Source organism: Cupriavidus oxalaticus (assembly GCF_004768545.1).
Classification (GTDB): Bacteria; Pseudomonadota; Gammaproteobacteria; order Burkholderiales; family Burkholderiaceae; genus Cupriavidus; species Cupriavidus oxalaticus_A.
On record NZ_CP038635.1, the window covers coordinates 3,041,165 to 3,058,665 of the forward strand.

16 protein-coding genes are annotated in these 17,501 nt (G+C 67.5%); 12 read left to right on the forward strand and 4 right to left on the reverse strand.

The window, feature by feature from the left end; all coding sequences use genetic code 11:
• Positions 1-13: 13 nt before the first annotated feature.
• A complete protein-coding gene (mpl, locus tag E0W60_RS24920; protein ID WP_135705921.1) occupies positions 14-1,429 on the reverse strand; it encodes a UDP-N-acetylmuramate:L-alanyl-gamma-D-glutamyl-meso-diaminopimelate ligase in 1,416 nt (471 codons plus the stop codon).
• A gap of 200 nt (positions 1,430-1,629) precedes the next feature.
• Between mpl and E0W60_RS24925 the strand changes: the two genes are divergently transcribed.
• The 10 genes from E0W60_RS24925 to E0W60_RS24970 all read left to right on the forward strand — a co-directional run bounded on the left by E0W60_RS24925 (position 1,630) and on the right by E0W60_RS24970 (position 10,632).
• Complete coding sequence (locus tag E0W60_RS24925; RefSeq protein WP_135705922.1) at positions 1,630-2,319, forward strand: UDP-N-acetylmuramate--alanine ligase; 690 nt, start codon at positions 1,630-1,632, stop codon at positions 2,317-2,319.
• A 40-nt stretch (positions 2,320-2,359) separates the two neighbouring features.
• Positions 2,360-2,908 carry a TlpA family protein disulfide reductase gene (locus E0W60_RS24930; RefSeq protein WP_135705923.1) on the forward strand — a complete coding sequence of 183 codons (549 nt, stop codon included), beginning with the start codon at positions 2,360-2,362 and terminating at the stop codon, positions 2,906-2,908.
• A 195-nt stretch (positions 2,909-3,103) separates the two neighbouring features.
• Positions 3,104-3,601, forward strand: coding sequence for a type II 3-dehydroquinate dehydratase (gene aroQ / locus E0W60_RS24935; RefSeq protein WP_133092333.1), 498 nt, complete (start codon positions 3,104-3,106; stop codon positions 3,599-3,601).
• A 173-nt stretch (positions 3,602-3,774) separates the two neighbouring features.
• A complete protein-coding gene (accB, locus tag E0W60_RS24940; protein ID WP_135705924.1) occupies positions 3,775-4,236 on the forward strand; it encodes an acetyl-CoA carboxylase biotin carboxyl carrier protein in 462 nt (153 codons plus the stop codon).
• Positions 4,237-4,491: 255 nt separating this feature from the next.
• Positions 4,492-5,844, forward strand: a complete 1,353-nt coding sequence (accC, locus tag E0W60_RS24945) for an acetyl-CoA carboxylase biotin carboxylase subunit (RefSeq protein ID WP_133092335.1) — start codon at positions 4,492-4,494, stop codon at positions 5,842-5,844.
• A gap of 41 nt (positions 5,845-5,885) precedes the next feature.
• A complete protein-coding gene (prmA, locus tag E0W60_RS24950; RefSeq protein WP_135705925.1) occupies positions 5,886-6,779 on the forward strand; it encodes a 50S ribosomal protein L11 methyltransferase in 894 nt (297 codons plus the stop codon).
• A 9-nt stretch (positions 6,780-6,788) separates the two neighbouring features.
• Positions 6,789-8,462 (forward strand): zinc-ribbon and DUF3426 domain-containing protein, encoded by a 1,674-nt coding sequence (locus E0W60_RS24955; protein WP_135705926.1) that lies wholly within the window; start codon positions 6,789-6,791, stop codon positions 8,460-8,462.
• A gap of 121 nt (positions 8,463-8,583) precedes the next feature.
• Positions 8,584-9,084 carry a thiol peroxidase gene (gene tpx, locus E0W60_RS24960; RefSeq protein ID WP_133092337.1) on the forward strand — a complete coding sequence of 167 codons (501 nt, stop codon included), beginning with the start codon at positions 8,584-8,586 and terminating at the stop codon, positions 9,082-9,084.
• A 97-nt stretch (positions 9,085-9,181) separates the two neighbouring features.
• The gene (locus E0W60_RS24965) at positions 9,182-10,129 is read left to right on the forward strand and encodes a carbohydrate kinase family protein (protein ID WP_135705927.1); all 948 of its coding nucleotides are present in this window, start codon (positions 9,182-9,184) and stop codon (positions 10,127-10,129) included.
• Positions 10,130-10,164: 35 nt separating this feature from the next.
• Complete coding sequence (locus tag E0W60_RS24970) at positions 10,165-10,632, forward strand: hypothetical protein (RefSeq protein WP_133092339.1); 468 nt, start codon at positions 10,165-10,167, stop codon at positions 10,630-10,632.
• Positions 10,633-10,873: 241 nt separating this feature from the next.
• Here the strand turns inward: E0W60_RS24970 and E0W60_RS24975 are convergent, their stop codons facing one another.
• Positions 10,874-11,455, reverse strand: coding sequence for a histone H1-like DNA-binding protein (locus E0W60_RS24975; protein WP_133092340.1), 582 nt, complete (start codon positions 11,453-11,455; stop codon positions 10,874-10,876).
• Between the two features lie 1,645 nt (positions 11,456-13,100).
• Between E0W60_RS24975 and E0W60_RS24985 the strand changes: the two genes are divergently transcribed.
• On the forward strand, positions 13,101-13,586 hold the full coding sequence (locus E0W60_RS24985; RefSeq protein WP_133092341.1) for a DUF2147 domain-containing protein: 486 nt from the start codon (positions 13,101-13,103) through the stop codon (positions 13,584-13,586).
• Between the two features lie 131 nt (positions 13,587-13,717).
• On the opposite strand, the gene E0W60_RS24990 is transcribed toward E0W60_RS24985, so the two are convergent.
• A complete protein-coding gene (locus E0W60_RS24990) occupies positions 13,718-15,841 on the reverse strand; it encodes a TonB-dependent receptor (protein ID WP_135705928.1) in 2,124 nt (707 codons plus the stop codon).
• Positions 15,842-16,022: 181 nt separating this feature from the next.
• Positions 16,023-16,904, reverse strand: coding sequence for a LysR family transcriptional regulator (locus E0W60_RS24995; RefSeq protein ID WP_135705929.1), 882 nt, complete (start codon positions 16,902-16,904; stop codon positions 16,023-16,025).
• Between the two features lie 153 nt (positions 16,905-17,057).
• On the opposite strand from E0W60_RS24995, the gene E0W60_RS25000 reads away from it, so the two are divergent.
• Positions 17,058-17,450: a tautomerase family protein gene (locus E0W60_RS25000; protein WP_135705930.1), complete on the forward strand. Its 393-nt coding sequence runs from the start codon at positions 17,058-17,060 to the stop codon at positions 17,448-17,450.
• Positions 17,451-17,501 lie beyond the last annotated feature (51 nt).

Genomic DNA, 17,501 nt, shown 5'->3' on the forward strand with positions numbered 1-17,501 from the left:
AGCCCCCTGCGGCTCAGGCCGCCGCGGCCAGCGCGTCCAGCAGCTTCTGGTGCACGCCGCCGAAGCCGCCGTTGCTCATCACCAGCACGTGGTCGCCCGGCTGTGCCGCGGCGCACACGGCCTGCACCAGCGCGCCCAGGTCCTGGAATGCGCCAGCCTTGTCGCCCAGCGGCGCCAGCGACTCGGCCAGGTCCCAGCCCAGCGCGTCCTTGCCGGCCGGGGCGCCGTAGCCGAACACCAGGTCAGCCTGCTCCAGGCTTGCCGGCAGCTGGGCTTTCATCACGCCCAGCTTCATGGTGTTCGAGCGCGGCTCCAGCACCGCCAGGATGCGGGCATTGCCGACACGCCGGCGCAGCCCTTCCAGCGTGGTCTGGATCGCGGTCGGATGGTGGGCGAAGTCGTCGTAGACGGTCACGCCGCCGACCTCGCCGCGCACTTCCATGCGGCGCTTGACGTTGGCGAAGCGCGACAGCGAAGCGATCGCCTGCTCCGCCGGCACGCCCACGTGGCGCGCCGCGGCGATTGCCGCCAGCGCGTTCATGCGGTTATGCGTGCCCTGCAGGTCCCACACCACGGTGCCGACCACGGCGCCCTCGAACCAGACGTCGAAGGCATCCTTGCCCGGCTGTGCGGTGTGGGCGGTGTGGGCGGTGTGGGCGGTGTGGGCGGTGTGGGCGGCATCGCTCTCGCGCCAGTCGCCCACGCCGAACTGCTCGACCTCGCTCCAGCAGCCGCGCTCGAGCACGCGCGCCAGGCTTTCCTCGACGCCGTTGACGACCAGCCGGCCCTGGCCCGGTACGATGCGCACCAGGTGGTGGAACTGCGTCTCGATCGCCGCCAGATCCGGGAAGATGTCGGCGTGATCGTATTCCAGGTTGTTCAGGATCGCAGTGCGCGGGCGGTAATGCACGAACTTGCTGCGCTTGTCGAAGAACGCGGTGTCGTACTCGTCGGCCTCGATCACGAAGAAATCGGACTCGGTCACGCGCGCCGAGATGCCGAAGTTCTGCGGCACGCCGCCCACCAGGAAGCCCGGGTTGTAGCCGGCATCCTCCAGGATCCAGGCCAGCATCGACGTGGTGGTGGTCTTGCCGTGCGTGCCGGCCACCGCCAGCACCCACTTGCGCGCCAGCACGTGTTCGCCCAGCCATTGCGGGCCGGACACATAGGGCAGGTTGCGATCGAGGATGGCTTCCATCAGCGGATTGCCGCGCGAAACCACGTTGCCGATCACGAACAGGTCAGGCTCCAGCGCCAGCTGGGCGGGGTCGAAGCCTTCGATCAGCTCGATGCCCTGCGCTTCCAGCTGGGTGCTCATCGGCGGATAGACATTGGCATCGCAGCCGGTGACGCGATGGCCGGCCTGCTTGGCCAGCACCGCCAGGCCGCCCATGAAGGTGCCGCAGATGCCAAGGATATGAATATGCATGGGTTCCCGGGAAGACATGAAGCCCGCAGGCTTGGGGACTCGGCACCCGGCGCTCGCGCGGCGGCAGCGTGGCCGCATGGTGATGGCAGGCCGGGCAGGAAGCCACTGATTGTACCCGAGCGCCGGCGGCCTTCGCTGCACCGCGGCACCGGCGGCCACGTGCGTGCGGCGCCCCGCGTGCGCTCCGGTATCATGGGGCAATGAGCCGACGTACCCCGCCCGACCCCACCCGCCTGCGCGAGGAAATCGCCCAGGCCGCCGCCCGCATGATCGCCGAGGACGGCGCCGACTACGCCACCGCCAAGCGCAAGGCCGCGCGCCAGGTGCTGGGCGAGCAGCGCGTGCCCGGCGAATGGCTGCCCGACAACGACCAGGTCGAGGCCGAAGTGCGCGCCTACCAGGCGCTGTTCCATGGCGACACCCAGCCGCGCGTGCTGGCCCTGCTGCGCCGCGTGGCCGTGCTGGCCATGGAGGACCTCGCGCCGTTCCGGCCCTACCTGGTGGGCGCCGTGCTGAACGGCACCGCCACCGAGCACTCGGATATCTACCTGCAGTGCTTCTGCGACAGCGCCAAGGACGCCACGCTGCACCTGCTGAACGCCGGGGTCGACTTCGAAACCAGCGAAAGCCGTCACTTCGGCGGCCGCGGCGATGTCGAGACCCTCAGCTTCCTGTGGAAGGGCCAGTGGCCCGACCGCCGCGCGGCCCGCCAGCTGGCCGGCGAGGTGCGCGCGGAACTGGGTGCGCCGGTCGGCATCCATATTGCGCTGTATGATGCCGTCGACGAACGCGGCGCCGTGCGCGCCGACGCCTCCGGGCGGCTCACCCGCGCGGACCTGCAGGCCGTACGCGCGCTGATCGGCGAAGATGCCGGCACCGGGCCGTCCTGAATCACGGCCCGCGCCCGCCCCGCTCACGCTACCTAATCCAATGACTGATACCGTCTCCTCGACCGTCCGCCGCTCCCGCCTCTGGCTGTGGATCGCAGTTGCCGTGGCGGCATGCGCCGCCGGCGCGATTGCCGGCCATTTCGTGTTCTCGCCCAAGCCGGCCAGCGACCAGGCCGTCGAGGCGTTCTTCCAGACGCGGCTGCCGGACCCCGCGGGCACCGAGCTTGACCTGGGCACGCTGCGGGGCAAGACACTGGTGGTGAACTTCTGGGCGCCGTGGTGCGGCCCCTGCGTCGAAGAAATGCCCGAGCTGACCGCGCTGCACGAGGAATACAAGAACCGGCAAGTCGAGTTTGTCGGCATCGGCATCGATTCAGCCAGTAATATCCAGCAGTTCACCAGGAAGGTACCGGTCGCCTATCCGCTCGCGGTGGCAGGCTTCGCCGGCACCGAGCTGTCGCGCAATTTCGGCAACAGCGCCGGCGGCTTGCCCTATACCGTGGTCATCAACCCCGACGGCAGCGTCAAGTACCGCAAGATGGGCCGCGTCACCGCGGAAGAGCTGCGCGCGGTGCTGCCTCGCACCTGAGTAAGTTCTTTCGGTATCTCCGGTCAATTTCGGATTTCTCGCGCGATTTGTTCCGTTTCCGTATGTGAGGCCCGAGAAAGTGCCGAAAGCGCCGCCGTATCGTCCCGATGCCGCCGCGCCTTGTATCCCGCGCTAGACAAATCCCTCTAAGCTACGGTAATCTCCGCGCAATTTCGTTGATCTGGTCGAGCCGCCGTGACTGCAACCCGCTCCATCCGTCGCTCAGCCCGCTACCGCAAGGTGCTGGTCCTGCATGGGCCTAACCTGAACCTGCTGGGAACGCGCGAACCGGAGACCTACGGGCACACCACCCTGGCCGATATCGACGCAGCGCTGGCCGACCATGCATCCAAGGCCGGTATTTCCCTGGCTTCGTTCCAGTCCAACCATGAGGGGGCACTGGTCGATCGCATCCACGCCGCGCGCGAGGAAGGCGTCGATTTCATCATCATCAACCCGGCGGCCTACACGCACACCAGCGTGGCCCTGCGCGATGCGCTGGCCGGCGTGGCCATCCCGTTTGTGGAGGTCCACCTGTCCAACGTGCACCGCCGCGAGAGCTTCCGTCACCACTCCTATTTCTCCGATATCGCTGTCGGAGTGATCTGTGGGCTGGGCTGGCAGGGATACCTGCTGGCACTCGACTATGCGCTCGCCCAGGAACAGCCGCCGCCAGGAAGCCCGGGGCGCTGACCCCTGCCAGAATTTTTTTGACGAACCTGCGCGCGCCGCCCGGCGGACCGCGCCCGTTGCACGTGCTGCGGCACGGCGCGGCGGGCGCGGCTCCGTGGTGGGCGCCAAACGATTTCTTCCGCCGCAGCCCAGCGGGGCCGCGGCCGGACAACCTGATTCAGGAGGATAAGAAGATGGACCTGCGCAAGCTGAAGACGCTCATCGACCTGGTGGCCGAATCCGGCATCTCCGAGCTGGAAGTCACCGAAGGCGACGGCAAGGTACGCATCGTCAAGCAACCGCCGCAAATCGTCGCCGCGCCGATGGCCATGCCGCAGCTGCAGGCACTGCCGGCCGCATCGGCCGCTGCCCCGGTCGGCACCGCCGCCCCGGCCGCCGAGCCGGTTGCGCAACTGCCCGCCGGCCACATCGTGACCTCGCCGATGGTGGGCACGTTCTACCGCGCGCCGTCGCCGGGCGCCGCACCGTTCGTCAATGTCGGCGATTCGGTCAAGGAAGGCCAGACCGTCTGCATCATCGAAGCCATGAAGCTGCTCAACGAAATCGAGTGCGACAAGGCCGGCGTCATCAAGGAAATCCTGGTCGAGAACGGCCAGGCCGTGGAATACGGCCAGCCGCTGTTCGTCATCGGCTGAGCCTGAAAGGCATGCCGCGCCCAGCGCTGCCGACGACCGCCCTTGCGGCGGCAGGCACAGCACCGGCGCGGCCCTCTATGGCGTTTCAGGACGCCAGGGACGTTGTGGGCATCGCGACCCGTTCCGTGCAGTTCCATGCAGTTCCGCGCGTTAGTGCGGCCCGGCGTGCGGCCCGGCGGCCAGCCTGACGGCCGCGCGCCCGACGTGCCATGGCGGCACGCAGCGGGACCGCTCCCGTTCTCGCAGAGAGAGACCATGTTTGAAAAAATTCTGATCGCGAACCGCGGCGAAATCGCACTTCGCATCCAGCGCGCCTGCCGCGAACTGGGCATCAAGACGGTGGTGGTGTATTCCGAGGCCGACAAGGAGGCCAAGTACGTGCGCCTGGCCGACGAAGCCGTCTGCATCGGCCCGGCCCCGTCGCCGCAGTCGTACCTGAACATGCCGGCCATCATCTCGGCCGCCGAAGTGACCGATGCGCAGGCCATCCACCCGGGCTACGGCTTTCTGTCGGAGAACGCCGACTTCGCCGAGCGCGTGGAGAAATCCGGCTTCGTCTTCATCGGCCCGACCGCCGACAGCATCCGCCTGATGGGCGACAAGGTCTCGGCCAAGCAGGCCATGATCAAGGCCGGCGTGCCGTGCGTGCCGGGCTCTGACGGCGCCCTGCCCGACGACCCCAAGGAAATCCTGGCGACCGCGCGCCGCGTAGGCTACCCGGTAATCATCAAGGCCGCCGGCGGCGGCGGTGGCCGCGGCATGCGCGTGGTGCACACCGAAGCGGCGCTGATCAACGCCGTCAACATGACGCGTGAGGAAGCCGGCCGCGCCTTCGGCAATCCCGAGGTCTACATGGAGAAGTTCCTGGAGAATCCGCGCCATGTGGAGATCCAGATCCTGGCCGACCAGCACAAGCAGGCGATCTGGCTGGGCGAGCGCGACTGCTCGATGCAGCGCCGCCACCAGAAGGTGATCGAAGAAGCGCCGGCGCCGCATATCCCGCGCCGCCTGATCGAGCGCATCGGCGACCGTTGCGCCGAGGCCTGCAAGAAGATGGGATACCGCGGCGCCGGCACTTTCGAGTTCCTGTACGAAAACAACGAGTTCTACTTCATCGAGATGAACACGCGTGTGCAGGTGGAGCACCCGGTCACCGAGATGATCACCGGCATCGACATCGTGCAGGAACAGATCCGCATCGCCTTCGGCGAGAAGCTGCGTTTCCGCCAGAAGGACGTGCAATTCCGCGGCCACGCGATCGAATGCCGCGTGAATGCCGAGGACCCGTTCAAGTTCATCCCGTCGCCCGGCCGCATCACCGCCTGGCACATGCCGGGGGGCCCTGGTGTACGCGTGGACTCGCACGCGTATGATGGCTACTTCGTGCCGCCCAACTACGATTCGATGATCGGCAAGATCATCACATACGGCGCCACGCGCGAGCAGGCCATCGCCCGCATGCGCATCGCGCTGTCCGAAATGGTTGTGGACGGCATCCAGACCAACGTGCCGCTGCACCGCGAGCTCATGATGGACGCCAACTTCGTCGAAGGCGGCACCAGCATCCACTATCTCGAGCATCGCCTGGCGGAGCGCGCGAAGGCCTGACGCGACTTACCCGCAACCCCAAGCAGCAAGCAAGGAAGCCCGTGGCATTTCAGGAATGTGTGATCGAAGTGGCGCAGGACCAGGCCGAAGCCTGGTCCGAGGCCCTGTTCGACCTCGGTGCGCTGTCGGTCTCGGTGGAAGACGCCGATGCCGATACGCCCGATGAGCAACCGCTTTTCGGCGAGCCCGGGCTCGAACCCAAGCAACTCGCGTGGAACCGGTCGCGCGTGGTGGCGCTGTTCGGCGACGATGCCGATCCCGCCGTGGTGGTGGCCGCTGCCGCCAACCAGCTTGGCATCGATCCGGTGCCGGCATACGAACTGCGCGCGGTGGAAGACCAGGACTGGGTGCGCCTGACGCAATCGCAGTTCGAACCGATCCGCATCGGCGAGCGCATCTGGGTGGTGCCGTCGTGGCACGACGCCCCCGAGCCCGATGCGGTGGTGCTGGAGCTGGACCCCGGCCTGGCCTTCGGCACCGGCAGCCATCCGACCACGCGGCTGTGCATGCAGTGGCTGGAGCAACATGTGGTGCCGGGCGAGACCGTGCTCGACTATGGCTGCGGCTCCGGCATCCTGGCGATCGTCGCGCGCAAGCTCGGCGCGGGCGCTACCGTTGGCATCGACATCGATCCCAACGCCGTGGAAGCGTCGCGCTACAACGCCGAGCGCAACCAGGTCGAGGCGTCGTTCGCGCTGCCCGAGTCGGTGTCGGAGGCCACCTATGACCTGGTGGTCGCCAATATCCTGTCGAACCCGCTCAAGCTGATGGCCGCCATGCTCAGCGCCCGCGTGCGCCCCGGCGGCCGGCTGGTGCTGTCGGGCGTGCTGGAGCGCCAGGCGGATGAAGTTGCCGCCGCCTATGCACCGTGGCTGCCGCTGACGGTATGGCGCGCCGAGGAAGGCTGGGTGTGCCTGCACGGCACCCGTCCCTGACCAGTCCAGATGGCCGCCGTCAAGCTCGTCACGCGCTGCCCGGCCTGCCGCACCGCCTTCCGGCTGGTCGCCGACCAGTTGCGCCTGCGCCAGGGGCTGGTGCGTTGCGGCCACTGCGAAACGGTGTTCGATGCGCGCGAGCACCTGATCGAAATCCCCGTGCCGGCAGGCAGTGCCACGCCGCCGGCGTCCGCCGTACCGGCAACGACCACGCCGACCGCGGCCACGCCCGCACCGGCAGCTGAAGCTGCGCGCCCCGGCGAGTCTGCCCCGGCATCGCAGCCAGCCCCTGCCCCCTTCACGCCCTTCACGCCCACCACCGATCCCGGCTATGACGTGCCGGCGCTGGACGCGCCTACCATGCTCATGACCTCGCCCGCGGACCTCGACGTCGCGGCACCGCCCCACGCGGACGTGCATGAGGACGAGATCGAACGGGCGCTGCGCGAGGCCAACGATGCCGTCGCCCAGCGCGACGCGCGCGATGCGGAGCGGCAGGCGGACGTCGAGCCCGTGCCGCAGCAGACGCCTGCCACGGAGACCGCGCGGGAAGCGGAACCCATGGCGGAGTCGGAACCGGAGCCAGAGGCAAAACCAGGACCGGAACCCGAAGCGCAGCCTGAACCAGAGCGCAAAGCCACGCACGACGCAGAGGCCACGGCGACGCACGCGGCGCCTCAGCCGGCCGAACCCGAAGTTGCAGCGCCGGCATGGCCCGCACTGAACCACAACGCACTCGATCATCCTGCGCTTGAAGAGCCGGCACGGATCGGCAAGGCCGGGGAGCCCGAAGCAGAAGCGCGAGGGAAAGCGGAAGCGCCGGCGCCCCAGCCGGACGCTGTGCCCGCACCCGCGGCAATCCCGAGTGCCAGCGAATTCCTGCGCGCGGCGTCGGCGGATATCGGCCCGCCACCGGCGATCCATCCGGCGCCGGCAGACACGCCCGAGTCCGCCGCCGAGCCGTCCGAGAGCAAGGCTGCCGAGCGCACCGACACCAGCGATACGCGCTACGGCCGCGACGCCGGGCCCGCGCCCGACACTGGCGCGCCCGCCAGCATCACTGGCGAAGCCGTCGCACGCGAGCAGACCACGCGCCGCTGGACCCGCGCCGAAGCCCCGGCCGGCCCGGTCTTCGCTCCCGACTTCCTGCGCCACGCCCGCGAACGCGAGCGCGAGCGTGCCCCCGCGCGCAGCCGCGCGCCGGCGCCGCGCACGCTCTGGTACGCCGCGGCAGCGGTGCTCGCCCTGGGCGCGACGGTGCAGGCCGTGTATCTCGCGCGCAGCCCGCTGGCCGGACAGTTCCCGATGCTGCGCCCGGCACTGGAAGCCGCATGCGCCCCGTTCGGCTGCGACGTGCCGCCGTGGCGCGACATCGACGCACTGCGCATCGAGAGTTCGCAGCTGCAGCGCCTGGACGAAGGCGGCGATGCCTACATGCTCGCCGTCACGCTGCGCAACCTCGGCCGCGCCACCACCGCGCTGCCAGCGATCGAGCTGGTAATGACCGACCTGCAGGACCAGCTGCTGCTGAGGCGTGTGCTGCAACCGGCGGATTACCTGGACCCTTCGCAAAAGGCCTTCGCGACAGAGGGGCTTCGCGCCGGCATGGAGCTGCCGGTTCGGGTACGATTCCGGACGCAGCAGGCGCCATCCAACTACCGCGTGCTGATTTTTTATCCCTGAATTCCGCGGCCTGCCGCCGGACCGAATCCGAGTCCGGCGGCGGGCAGCGCCCCCCACCGGGGCATTGGCCGGCCAGGCGCCGGAAACTGAACCGGAAACCATCAGACATCAAGGAGCAGACATGAGCAGCGTTACCCTCGGCGGCAACCCGATCGAAGTCGCAGGCAAGTTCCCGCAAGCCGGCGACAAGGCGCCCGCCTTCTCGCTGGTCGGCAAGGACCTGAAGGACGTCACGCTGGCCGACTTCGCCGGCAAGCGCAAGGTGCTGAACATCGTCCCGAGCCTGGACACGCCGGTGTGCCAGGCTTCGGCCCGCAAGTTCAACGAGGCCGCCAACAGCCTGGCCAACACCGTCGTGCTGACGATCTCGGCCGACCTGCCCTTCGCGATGGGCCGCTTCTGCACCACCGAAGGCCTGGCCAACGTGGTGACGCTGTCGACGATGCGCGGCGCCGAGTTCAAGGGCAACTACGGCGTGGACATCAAGAGCGGCCCGCTGGCCGGCGCGACCGCGCGCGCAGTGGTGGTGCTCGACGAGAACGACACCGTCAAGTACGCCCAGCTGGTCCCGGAAATCAAGACCGAGCCGGACTACGAAGCCGCCCTGGCCGCGCTGAAGTAATCCGCACCGCCTGACGGCAGCGGCCGCCCGCGCAACCGGGGCGGCCGTTTTTGCTTTATCTGACCTATCCACCAACAACCTACCACCTGGAGAGAGCATGGCCAGCCTGATCTGCGGCTCCGTCGCCTACGACACCATCATGACGTTCGACGGACGCTTCCGCGAACACATCCTGCCGGACCAGATCCATATGCTGAACGTCTCGTTCCTGGTGCCCGGCATGCGCCGCGAGTTCGGCGGCTGCGCCGGCAACATCGCCTACACGCTGAAGATGCTGGGCGGCGATCCGGTGGTGATGGCCACCGTCGGCACCGATGCCGAGCCCTACCTGGAATACCTGCGCAAGCTGGAGATTCCCACCAGCCACATCCGCGTGCTGCCCGAGAGCTTCACGGCGCAGGCCATGATCACCACCGACCTGGACAACAACCAGATCACCGCCTTCCACCCTGGCGCAATGAGCCAGTCGCAGCTGAACAACGTCAAGGACGCGCTCGGCAGCGGCAAGGCGCCCGCGCTCGGCATCGTGGCCCCGGACAGCCGCGAAGGCATGCTGCACCACGCGCGCCAGTTCGCCGAGGCGGGTGTTCCGTTCATCTTCGACCTGGGCCAGGCGATGCCGCTGTTCAACGGCGAAGACCTGCGGGAGTTCGTTGAACTCGCCAGTTACGTGACAGTCAATGACTACGAGGCGCAGGTGCTGCTGTCCCGTACCGCATGGACCAGCGCCGAGGTTGCCGCCAAGGTTCGTGCCTTCATCGTCACGCACGGCGAGCGCGGCGCCAGCATCTATGCCGATGGCCAGCAGTACGCGATCCCGGCCGTGCGGGCCGAGCGCATCGTCGACCCGACCGGCTGTGGCGACGCCTTCCGCGGCGGCCTGCTCTACGGCATTGAAAACGGTTTAGACTGGGAAACGACCGGCCGCCTGGCATCGCTGATGGGGTCGGTCAAGATCGCGCAGCAGGGTCCGCAGAACCACTGGTTGTCGCGCGAGGAAATCGGCAACCGGTTCCAGTCTGCATTCGGGTACCGCTACGCCTGACCTGCGGCCAGTGCGTGGCCTCTTCGGGATTTGACATGAACCACCAGCTCCGTGGCGGCGCGCTTGCCGTCATTGCCATCGCGGCCCTGGTCGCCGGCTGTGCGACGGAGTCGAACTCCAACAGCGTCTACAGCACCGGGCAGGCGCAGCGCGAGCAGACCGTACGCTATGGCGTGGTCGAAGGCATACGCGAAGTTGCCATCCAGCGCAGCCAGACCGGCGCGGGCACGCTCGCCGGCAGTGCCATCGGCGGCATCGCCGCTGGCAGCACCATCGGCAGCGGCAACGGCGCGGTGGCGGCGGGCATCCTCGGCGCGATCCTGGGCGGCATCGCCGGCAGCGCTGCCGAGAACAAGGTCAACGAGCGGCGCGGCCTGGAGATCACCGTGCGCCTGGACAACGGCGAGATGCGCGCGATCACGCAGGAGGCCGACGAGGTTTTCCGCCCGGGCGAGCGCGTGCGGCTGCTGTCCTCGGGCGGCGTCACCCGCGTCACGCACTGAACCGCTGCGCCCGGGCGGGCGCCAGCATGCAGCGCATCCAGGCGCCGCGCCCGCAAGGGCCGCGGCGCTTTTTCTTTGCTCGCGCACCAATGAAAAAACCCGCCGGGCCAGCGGCCATCGGCGGGTCTGCAAGACTGGCGTCTTGCTGACCGGATACGCAGTATCCGGTCATGCTGGCACGCACTGCGTGCCGATGTGGTTCCGTACGGAACGCGTAAGTCCCACGCCGTGGCGGCGCAGCTTACGGACGGTTGCCCGTCGGGAACGGCCAGGCAGCGGCCGGGTTCAGCGCGGTCTTGGCAGCCGAAGCGGGAGCAACGGCAGGGGCAGCGGCAGGCTTCGCGGCAGCCTTCTTGGCAGCCGGCTTCTTCGCAGCAGCCTTCTTGGCAGGAGCCTTCTTGGCAGCCGGCTTCTTGGCAGCAGCCTTCTTGGCCGGTGCAGCCTTCTTGGCGGCGACCTTCTTGGTTGCAGCCTTCTTGGCCGGTGCTGCCTTCTTGGCGGCGACCTTCTTTACTGCGGCCTTCTTGGCCGGTGCTGCCTTCTTGGCGGCGACCTTCTTGGTTGCAACCTTCTTGGCGGCGACCTTCTTCACCGCGGCCTTCTTGGCGGGGGCCTTCTTGGCCGCAGCCTTCTTGGCCGGCGCAGCCTTCTTGGCGGCGACCTTCTTCACGGCGGCCTTCTTGGCCGGTGCCTTCTTGGCGGCCGGTGCTGCCTTCTTGGCGGCTACCTTCTTGGTTGCGGCCTTCTTGGCCGGAGCGGCCTTCTTGGCGGCCGGCTTGGCGGCCTTCTTAGCCGCCGGCTTTTTCTTTGCAGCAGTTGCCATGGATAACTCCTTCACTAGAGAGTGAATATCGAATGACCTAAGTCAGGCGACCCGACCGACCCGAGGCGCGATACCACAGCGCGGCCCCAGTCGAGCGAGCGATTCATCGGCGCGCGGCCCGACTGCGGCTGCACGCTAATGAATTCGGTTGCAGGCGCACCGCCCATGGCGGTGACTTCGCGGCAGTCGCGGACCCGCAAGCGGGACCGGGGCACTTGCCGCGCCCTGGAATATTCGATCGGCCCGCCCCGCCAGTCGGGTCGGCGCGCGGCCTGAAAAGAGGAGATATCGGACAGCAGGCCTGCGGTGCGGGCATGGCCTCGCGCACGGCAAGCGGCATTCATTCGGTGGTAGCTGGTCCAACCCGTCAATGGACCAAGGGAGACTGCACGCGTTTTAAGAAGCCGGCTCGGCCAGGTCTGCGTCAAAGTTCTCGTGCTCCTCAGCTACAACCTTCATCACTGCATCGAAGCGCGCATCGCGCTCGTCGTTCCAATCTTGCTTCCTGCTTCTCTGCAATGAAGTGAGACTCTTGTCAAGGCGAATCATAATTCGTTTGCACGATGATGTTAAGAAAAAAGTGCAAAAAAACTTGCCTGCATGCATTACTCAAACTAGTTCTCTCGCGCGTCGTCACGAAGACGTTGCCGATGGCATCGCAATGCATCGCGCGCACGCTGATGCGAACACGCGCTTCGCTCGTTCGCACACGCGTCGCGGCCCTCCATCCCGACCCGCGCACGCGCAGCTTTTACACACCCGCACGGCACCCGATTACAACCCGCGCAACGCGCATCGCAGGATTGCGCGCGCCCTGCTGCGCACGTCATCGCGCTTTCCGAAAAGCCGCATGGACAAAGGCTTTGCGGGCGATGCACCGATACGCGCGCGACCTGCGCGGCAGTGCGCGAGCACGTAAGCGCTCGCGCCGGAAACGGGTGGCGCGCTTCGTCGCCTGCATGCGTTACACAGTCGTCAGCGCGCACGCGCGAAGGGCGTCCGGCTGACTGCGACGACTCGCGCCACTCACCTCGCGAAAGCACGCCGAACAAGCCCACGAAGAGTGATGCGCGAACGCAACGGTTTGCATCGAAGCAACAGCGCGAGGACATCAAAGCGTTGCGATTGAGCAAAGCGGCGACGCGTGCGAAGCATCGCGGCAACACTTCGATCGTTTGTCGGGACACAGCTGCGCCGACAGCATCGCGATCGCCGCTCTCATCCATTCGGATGACTCCGATCACGCACCACAGATCGCTGCGCGCATCGCGCGATGCCGAGCGTGCCGGCACGCTTCGCAGCGCTTGCCACAGGCTTGCCGATCTCGCCGCGAGAGCCCGGCGATGCGCCGCACGTCCGCTTAGAGGAATGCTTCGGCAGCGCGCTCGGCGGCCCGATTTGCTGCAACACAATAACCCGCAAACAACGGCTGCATGCGGCTTTGCGGGGAGCATGCAAGGCGTGCGCGCAGGCCGCCGCGGGGACCGGCGCAGCATGCCGGGCGATTGCAGTGCCGCTGCTGCGACAGTAGATTGGCGTGCGCGCCCGCCGCCCAGGCTCCGCTGCTTCGACGCAGGCGGCAATCGCCACGCGGCGCATCGCACCGGCACCCTGCCGGTGGGCAACGAACCTCAAAGGAGACATCATGCGCAATCCATCCCACCTCGCCGCTGTCCGTCCGCTGGTGCGTCCGGCACTGCGTGCCGCGGTGCTCGCCGCCGCCCTGCTCGGCAGCGCCGCCGCGATGGCGCAGGCCTCGCCGAGCGGCATGTGGAAGACCATCGACGACAGCACCGGCAAGCCGCGCGGCCTGGTGGAGATCAGCGAGAAGAACGGCGTCTACAGCGGACGCCTGGTGAAGACCTTCGTCGAAGGCGACGGCAAGCCCAGGGTCTGCGACAAGTGCACCGACGCGCGCAAGGACCAGCCGCTGATCGGCATGACCATCCTGACCGGCCTGCGCAAGACCGGCGACAACGAGTGGAGCGGCGGCGAGATCCTCGACCCCGAGAACGGCAAGGTCTACAAGAGCAAGATGTCGCTCGCCGAGGATGGCAGCAAGCTCAACGTGCGCGGCTTCATCGGCATCAGCCTGATCGGCCGCACCCAGACCTGGGAGCGCGATCACTGAGCGTGCGACGGCTCATGTGACTCAGGGTTTCTCCGCAACCGCCGGCAGCATGCGATGGCGCGGCGACGCGGCTGGCGAAAAAAAACCGGGCGATTCTCACCGCCCGGTTTTTTTGTCCTCGATGCTGCGCTTTACATCCGGTACCGCAGCGTCGCCATCACGCTGCGCGGGGCGCCCGGCATGTTCAGGTTAGGGCTGGTGCCGTGCGCCGACACGATGTAGCCCTTGTCGAACAGGTTGTACACGTTCAGCTGCGCCTCGAAGGCGCCGCGCCGGTACCAGGCCATAGCGTCGGCGGTGACGTAGCCGGGCAGCGTCACGGTGTTGAGCGGATCGGCATAGCGCGCGCCCACCAGGTTGAGGCCGGCGCCCACGCCGAAGCCGTGGCCCAGGTCCTTGGTCACCCACGCGTTGCCCGAGTGGCGCGGCGTGATGGTGGCGCGCTTGCCCTGCAGCGCGGCGGTGGACTTGGTGATGGTGGCATCCAGGTACGCGTAGCCCGCCAGCATGCGCCAGCCGCCGCCCAGCTCGGCCGCGCCGGAGATCTCGATGCCGTCGGTGCGCTGCTCGCCGATCGGCAGCAGTGCCGTGTTGGTGGCGTTGGCCACCTTGATGTTGCTGCGCTCCAGGCGGAACACCGAGATCGTGGTGCTGGCCTTGCCGTTCAGCCAGTCATACTTGGCGCCGACTTCGGTGTTGTTGGTGGTCTCGGGCGCCAGGTCGGCGTTGTTGGCCGCCAGCGCAAAGGCCTCACCCGACGGCTGGAACGACTTGCTCCACGACACGTAGTACGACTGCGCCTTCGACGGCTGCCACACCAGGCCGGCGCGCGGGCTCCAGGCGGTGTCGGTGCGCGACAGGTCGCGCTGGCCGGCGATCCGGTTCCTGGTCTCTTGCTGGAAGTTGTCGTAGCGCACCCCCACCAGCGCCTTCCACTGCTCGCTGAACTTGATCATGTCCTGGGTGTAGAACGCCAGGGTGTCGAACACGCCCAGGTTCGAGGTGGTCGGGTTGCCCGGCGCCTTCAGCGGCAGCGTCATCAGCACCGGGTTGAACAGGTCGAACACTGCCGGGCGGCCGTTGGCGCCGAGCACCGGCTTGGTGTTGTTGACCTGGTCCTTGTTCTGCTGCCCGATCTCCATGCCGTACAGGATCTCGTGCTCCATGCCCAGGAAGGTGGCCTTCTGGGTCAGGTCGGTCTGGTTGAACCAGCCATGTTCCTCGCGGCGGACATTGCCGTGGTTCATGGTCAGCGTGCGCGCCGCTTCGTTGACCGCAGCGGTCAGCGTGTTGTTGCGGTCCAGCGAGTAGTGGTAGTAGCGCGTGGCGTTGCGGATCGACCAGTTCTGGTTGAAGCGGTGGTTGATCGTGGCGGTGCCGGAGAACACGCGCGACTGCGAGTAGTCGGCATCGCGCGCATTGGCCGCGCCGTAGTAGCGCGAGGCCGGCACGTCGACCGGGCGGCCCTGGTAGGCCGGGATGCCGAAGTCGGTGACGCGGCGGTCTTCCAGGTAGTCGGCCTGGAACAGCACGGTGGTCTCGGGTGCGACGCGCAGCTCCAGCGACGGCGCGATCGCCTTGCGGTCCAGGAACTGCTGCGAGCGATAGCTGTTGGCCTTCTCCACGGCGCCGGTGATGCGGAACGCGGCGGCGCCGTCGGCGAACACGCGGCCGACGTCGGCCTCGGCGCGGCGGTCGGCCCACATGCCATAGCTCAGCGCGAAATCGGTGACGTCGATGCCAGGCTTCTTGGTGACGCGGTTGATCAGACCGCCTGCCGAACCGCGCCCGTAGAGCACCGCCGCCGGGCCCTTGACCACTTCGACGCGATCCACGTTGGACAGGTCGCGGAAGTACAGCGCATCGTCACGAATGCCATCGACGAACTGGTCGGCGATCGCGGTGAAGCCGCGGATCGAGACCTGGTCGCGCTGGCCGTCGCCATGCGAGAACGACACGCCGGGCACGTTCTTCAGCGCGTCCTGCATCGACGTGGCGTGCTGGTCGCGCATTACCTCGGCGGTGACCACGTTGACGGTCTGCGGGACGTCGCGCAGCGGCGCTTCGGTCTTGGTCGCGCTGAGCGCGTTGGGCGGGTTGTAGCCGGCGCCCAGTTCTCGGCTGACGTCGGCCTTGACGGTGACCTCGGGCAGCTGCGCCGCTGCAGTCGGTGTCGCCTGCGACCAGGCTGCCATCGGTTGAAAAACAAGAGTCCCTGCCACCGCGGCGCAGATCGGGTGAAGTTTTATTCTCATTTCCCTGTAATTGACTGTAATTCTTTTTAAGAAAGCGATGCATTATCAATTATGAGAATGAAGGGGTCAATGAGATTGCGAATTATTCCCATTTATTGCCGCGCGAGCGTTGTTTTCAGATCGGCGTTGACCGGGGCAGTACGCTGGTGTTTGACTTGTGAGCCGACTCAGGTGGGCCGACTCAGGCCAACTGCTCGGCCAGCACGTTGCGAGCCTCGGCAATGAACGGCGATTCGTTGCGGCGGGCAGGTAGCAGGAAGAACTCCGCTTCGGGCAGGCGCGGCAAGCCGAGCCGCGCAACCGTGCCGCCGTCCAGCGGCGCGACGCCCGGCCCGATCGCCGCTGCATTCAGGCAGGACAGCCCGAGCCCGGCCGCGAGCGCGAGATGCAGGCCCGCCACGCCCGAGGCCGAGTGCGCGACCTCGAACGGCAAGCGCTTGCGCAGCAGCAGCTGCACCACGAACTGGTGCAGCGAGCAGGTGTCGGGCAGCAGCACCAGCGGCAGCGTGGCGGGCAAGGCATCGGCATCGCCGGAGGCCGCCACCCAGGCCAGCGGTTCGCGCCGCAGCACCGTGCCCCGCGTGCTCTTGCCCGGGGTGTGGCGGCCGCGCGGCAGGCGCATGCTCAGGCCGATATCGAAGGCATCCATGTCGGCGGCGGCATCGATTGCCGCACTCTTCATCACCGTCACGTGCAGCCGCAGGTAGGGATAGCGTTCGCGCAGGCGCCGCAGCATGCCGGCGATTTCGCCCGGGCGGAAGTAGTCGGTGACGGCAAGCCGCAGGTCGCCTTCCAGCGCGTGTCCGCGCAGTTCCTGCAGCGCCAGTTCGTTCAGCGCGAGGATGCGCCGCGCGTGCTCCAGCAGCCGCGCGCCGGCCGGCGTCGGCACCGCGCCGTGCCGCCCGCGCGACAGCAGCGGCACGCCGGCGCGCTCTTCCAGCTTGCGCAGCTGTTCGCTGACCGACGATTGCGACAGGAACAGCCGGGGCGCGGCGGCGGACAGGCTGCCGCAGTCGGCAACGGTGACGAAGGTGCGCAACTGGTCTGTGTCGAATCCACGCATGATGGGACGCTCCGGCATGGGCTGGCAGAGGGTGGCAAAGGCGGCCGCAGTTACTTCGGCAAATCCGATGGATGGTATCGGACATTCCCGCTTTTCCGATACTACACCGGCTCCTAACATGGCATCACCCACCCACGAAACCAGGAGCCAGCCATGCCCCACATCGTCCTGCAACTGTCCGGCCAGCCCGATGCCGCCCTCACCCGCCGCAGCGCCGCCGCCATCGCCGACCTGACCGCAAGCGTGCTCGGCAAGAAACGCGACGTGATTGCCATCACCGTCCACTACGTGCCGCACGACAGCTGGATCATCGGCGGCGTGCCGCTGTCCGAGCAGGGCCGCAACGCCTTCCATCTCGATATCAGCGTCACCGATGAGACCAATACCAAAGCCGAGAAGGCGCAGTTCATCCAGGCTGTGTTCGAGACCATGGCGGGCCTGCTCGGCAACCTGCATCCCGTCTCTTATGTGCATGTGATCGATGCCCGCGCGGCGGCGTATGGCTACGGCGGCCGCACGCAGGAGTATCGGCACCAGCACGGATGAAGCGCGCGTCGCCTGCAGGGCGGCGTTATCGCGCTGGGCTGTATTTTGTGA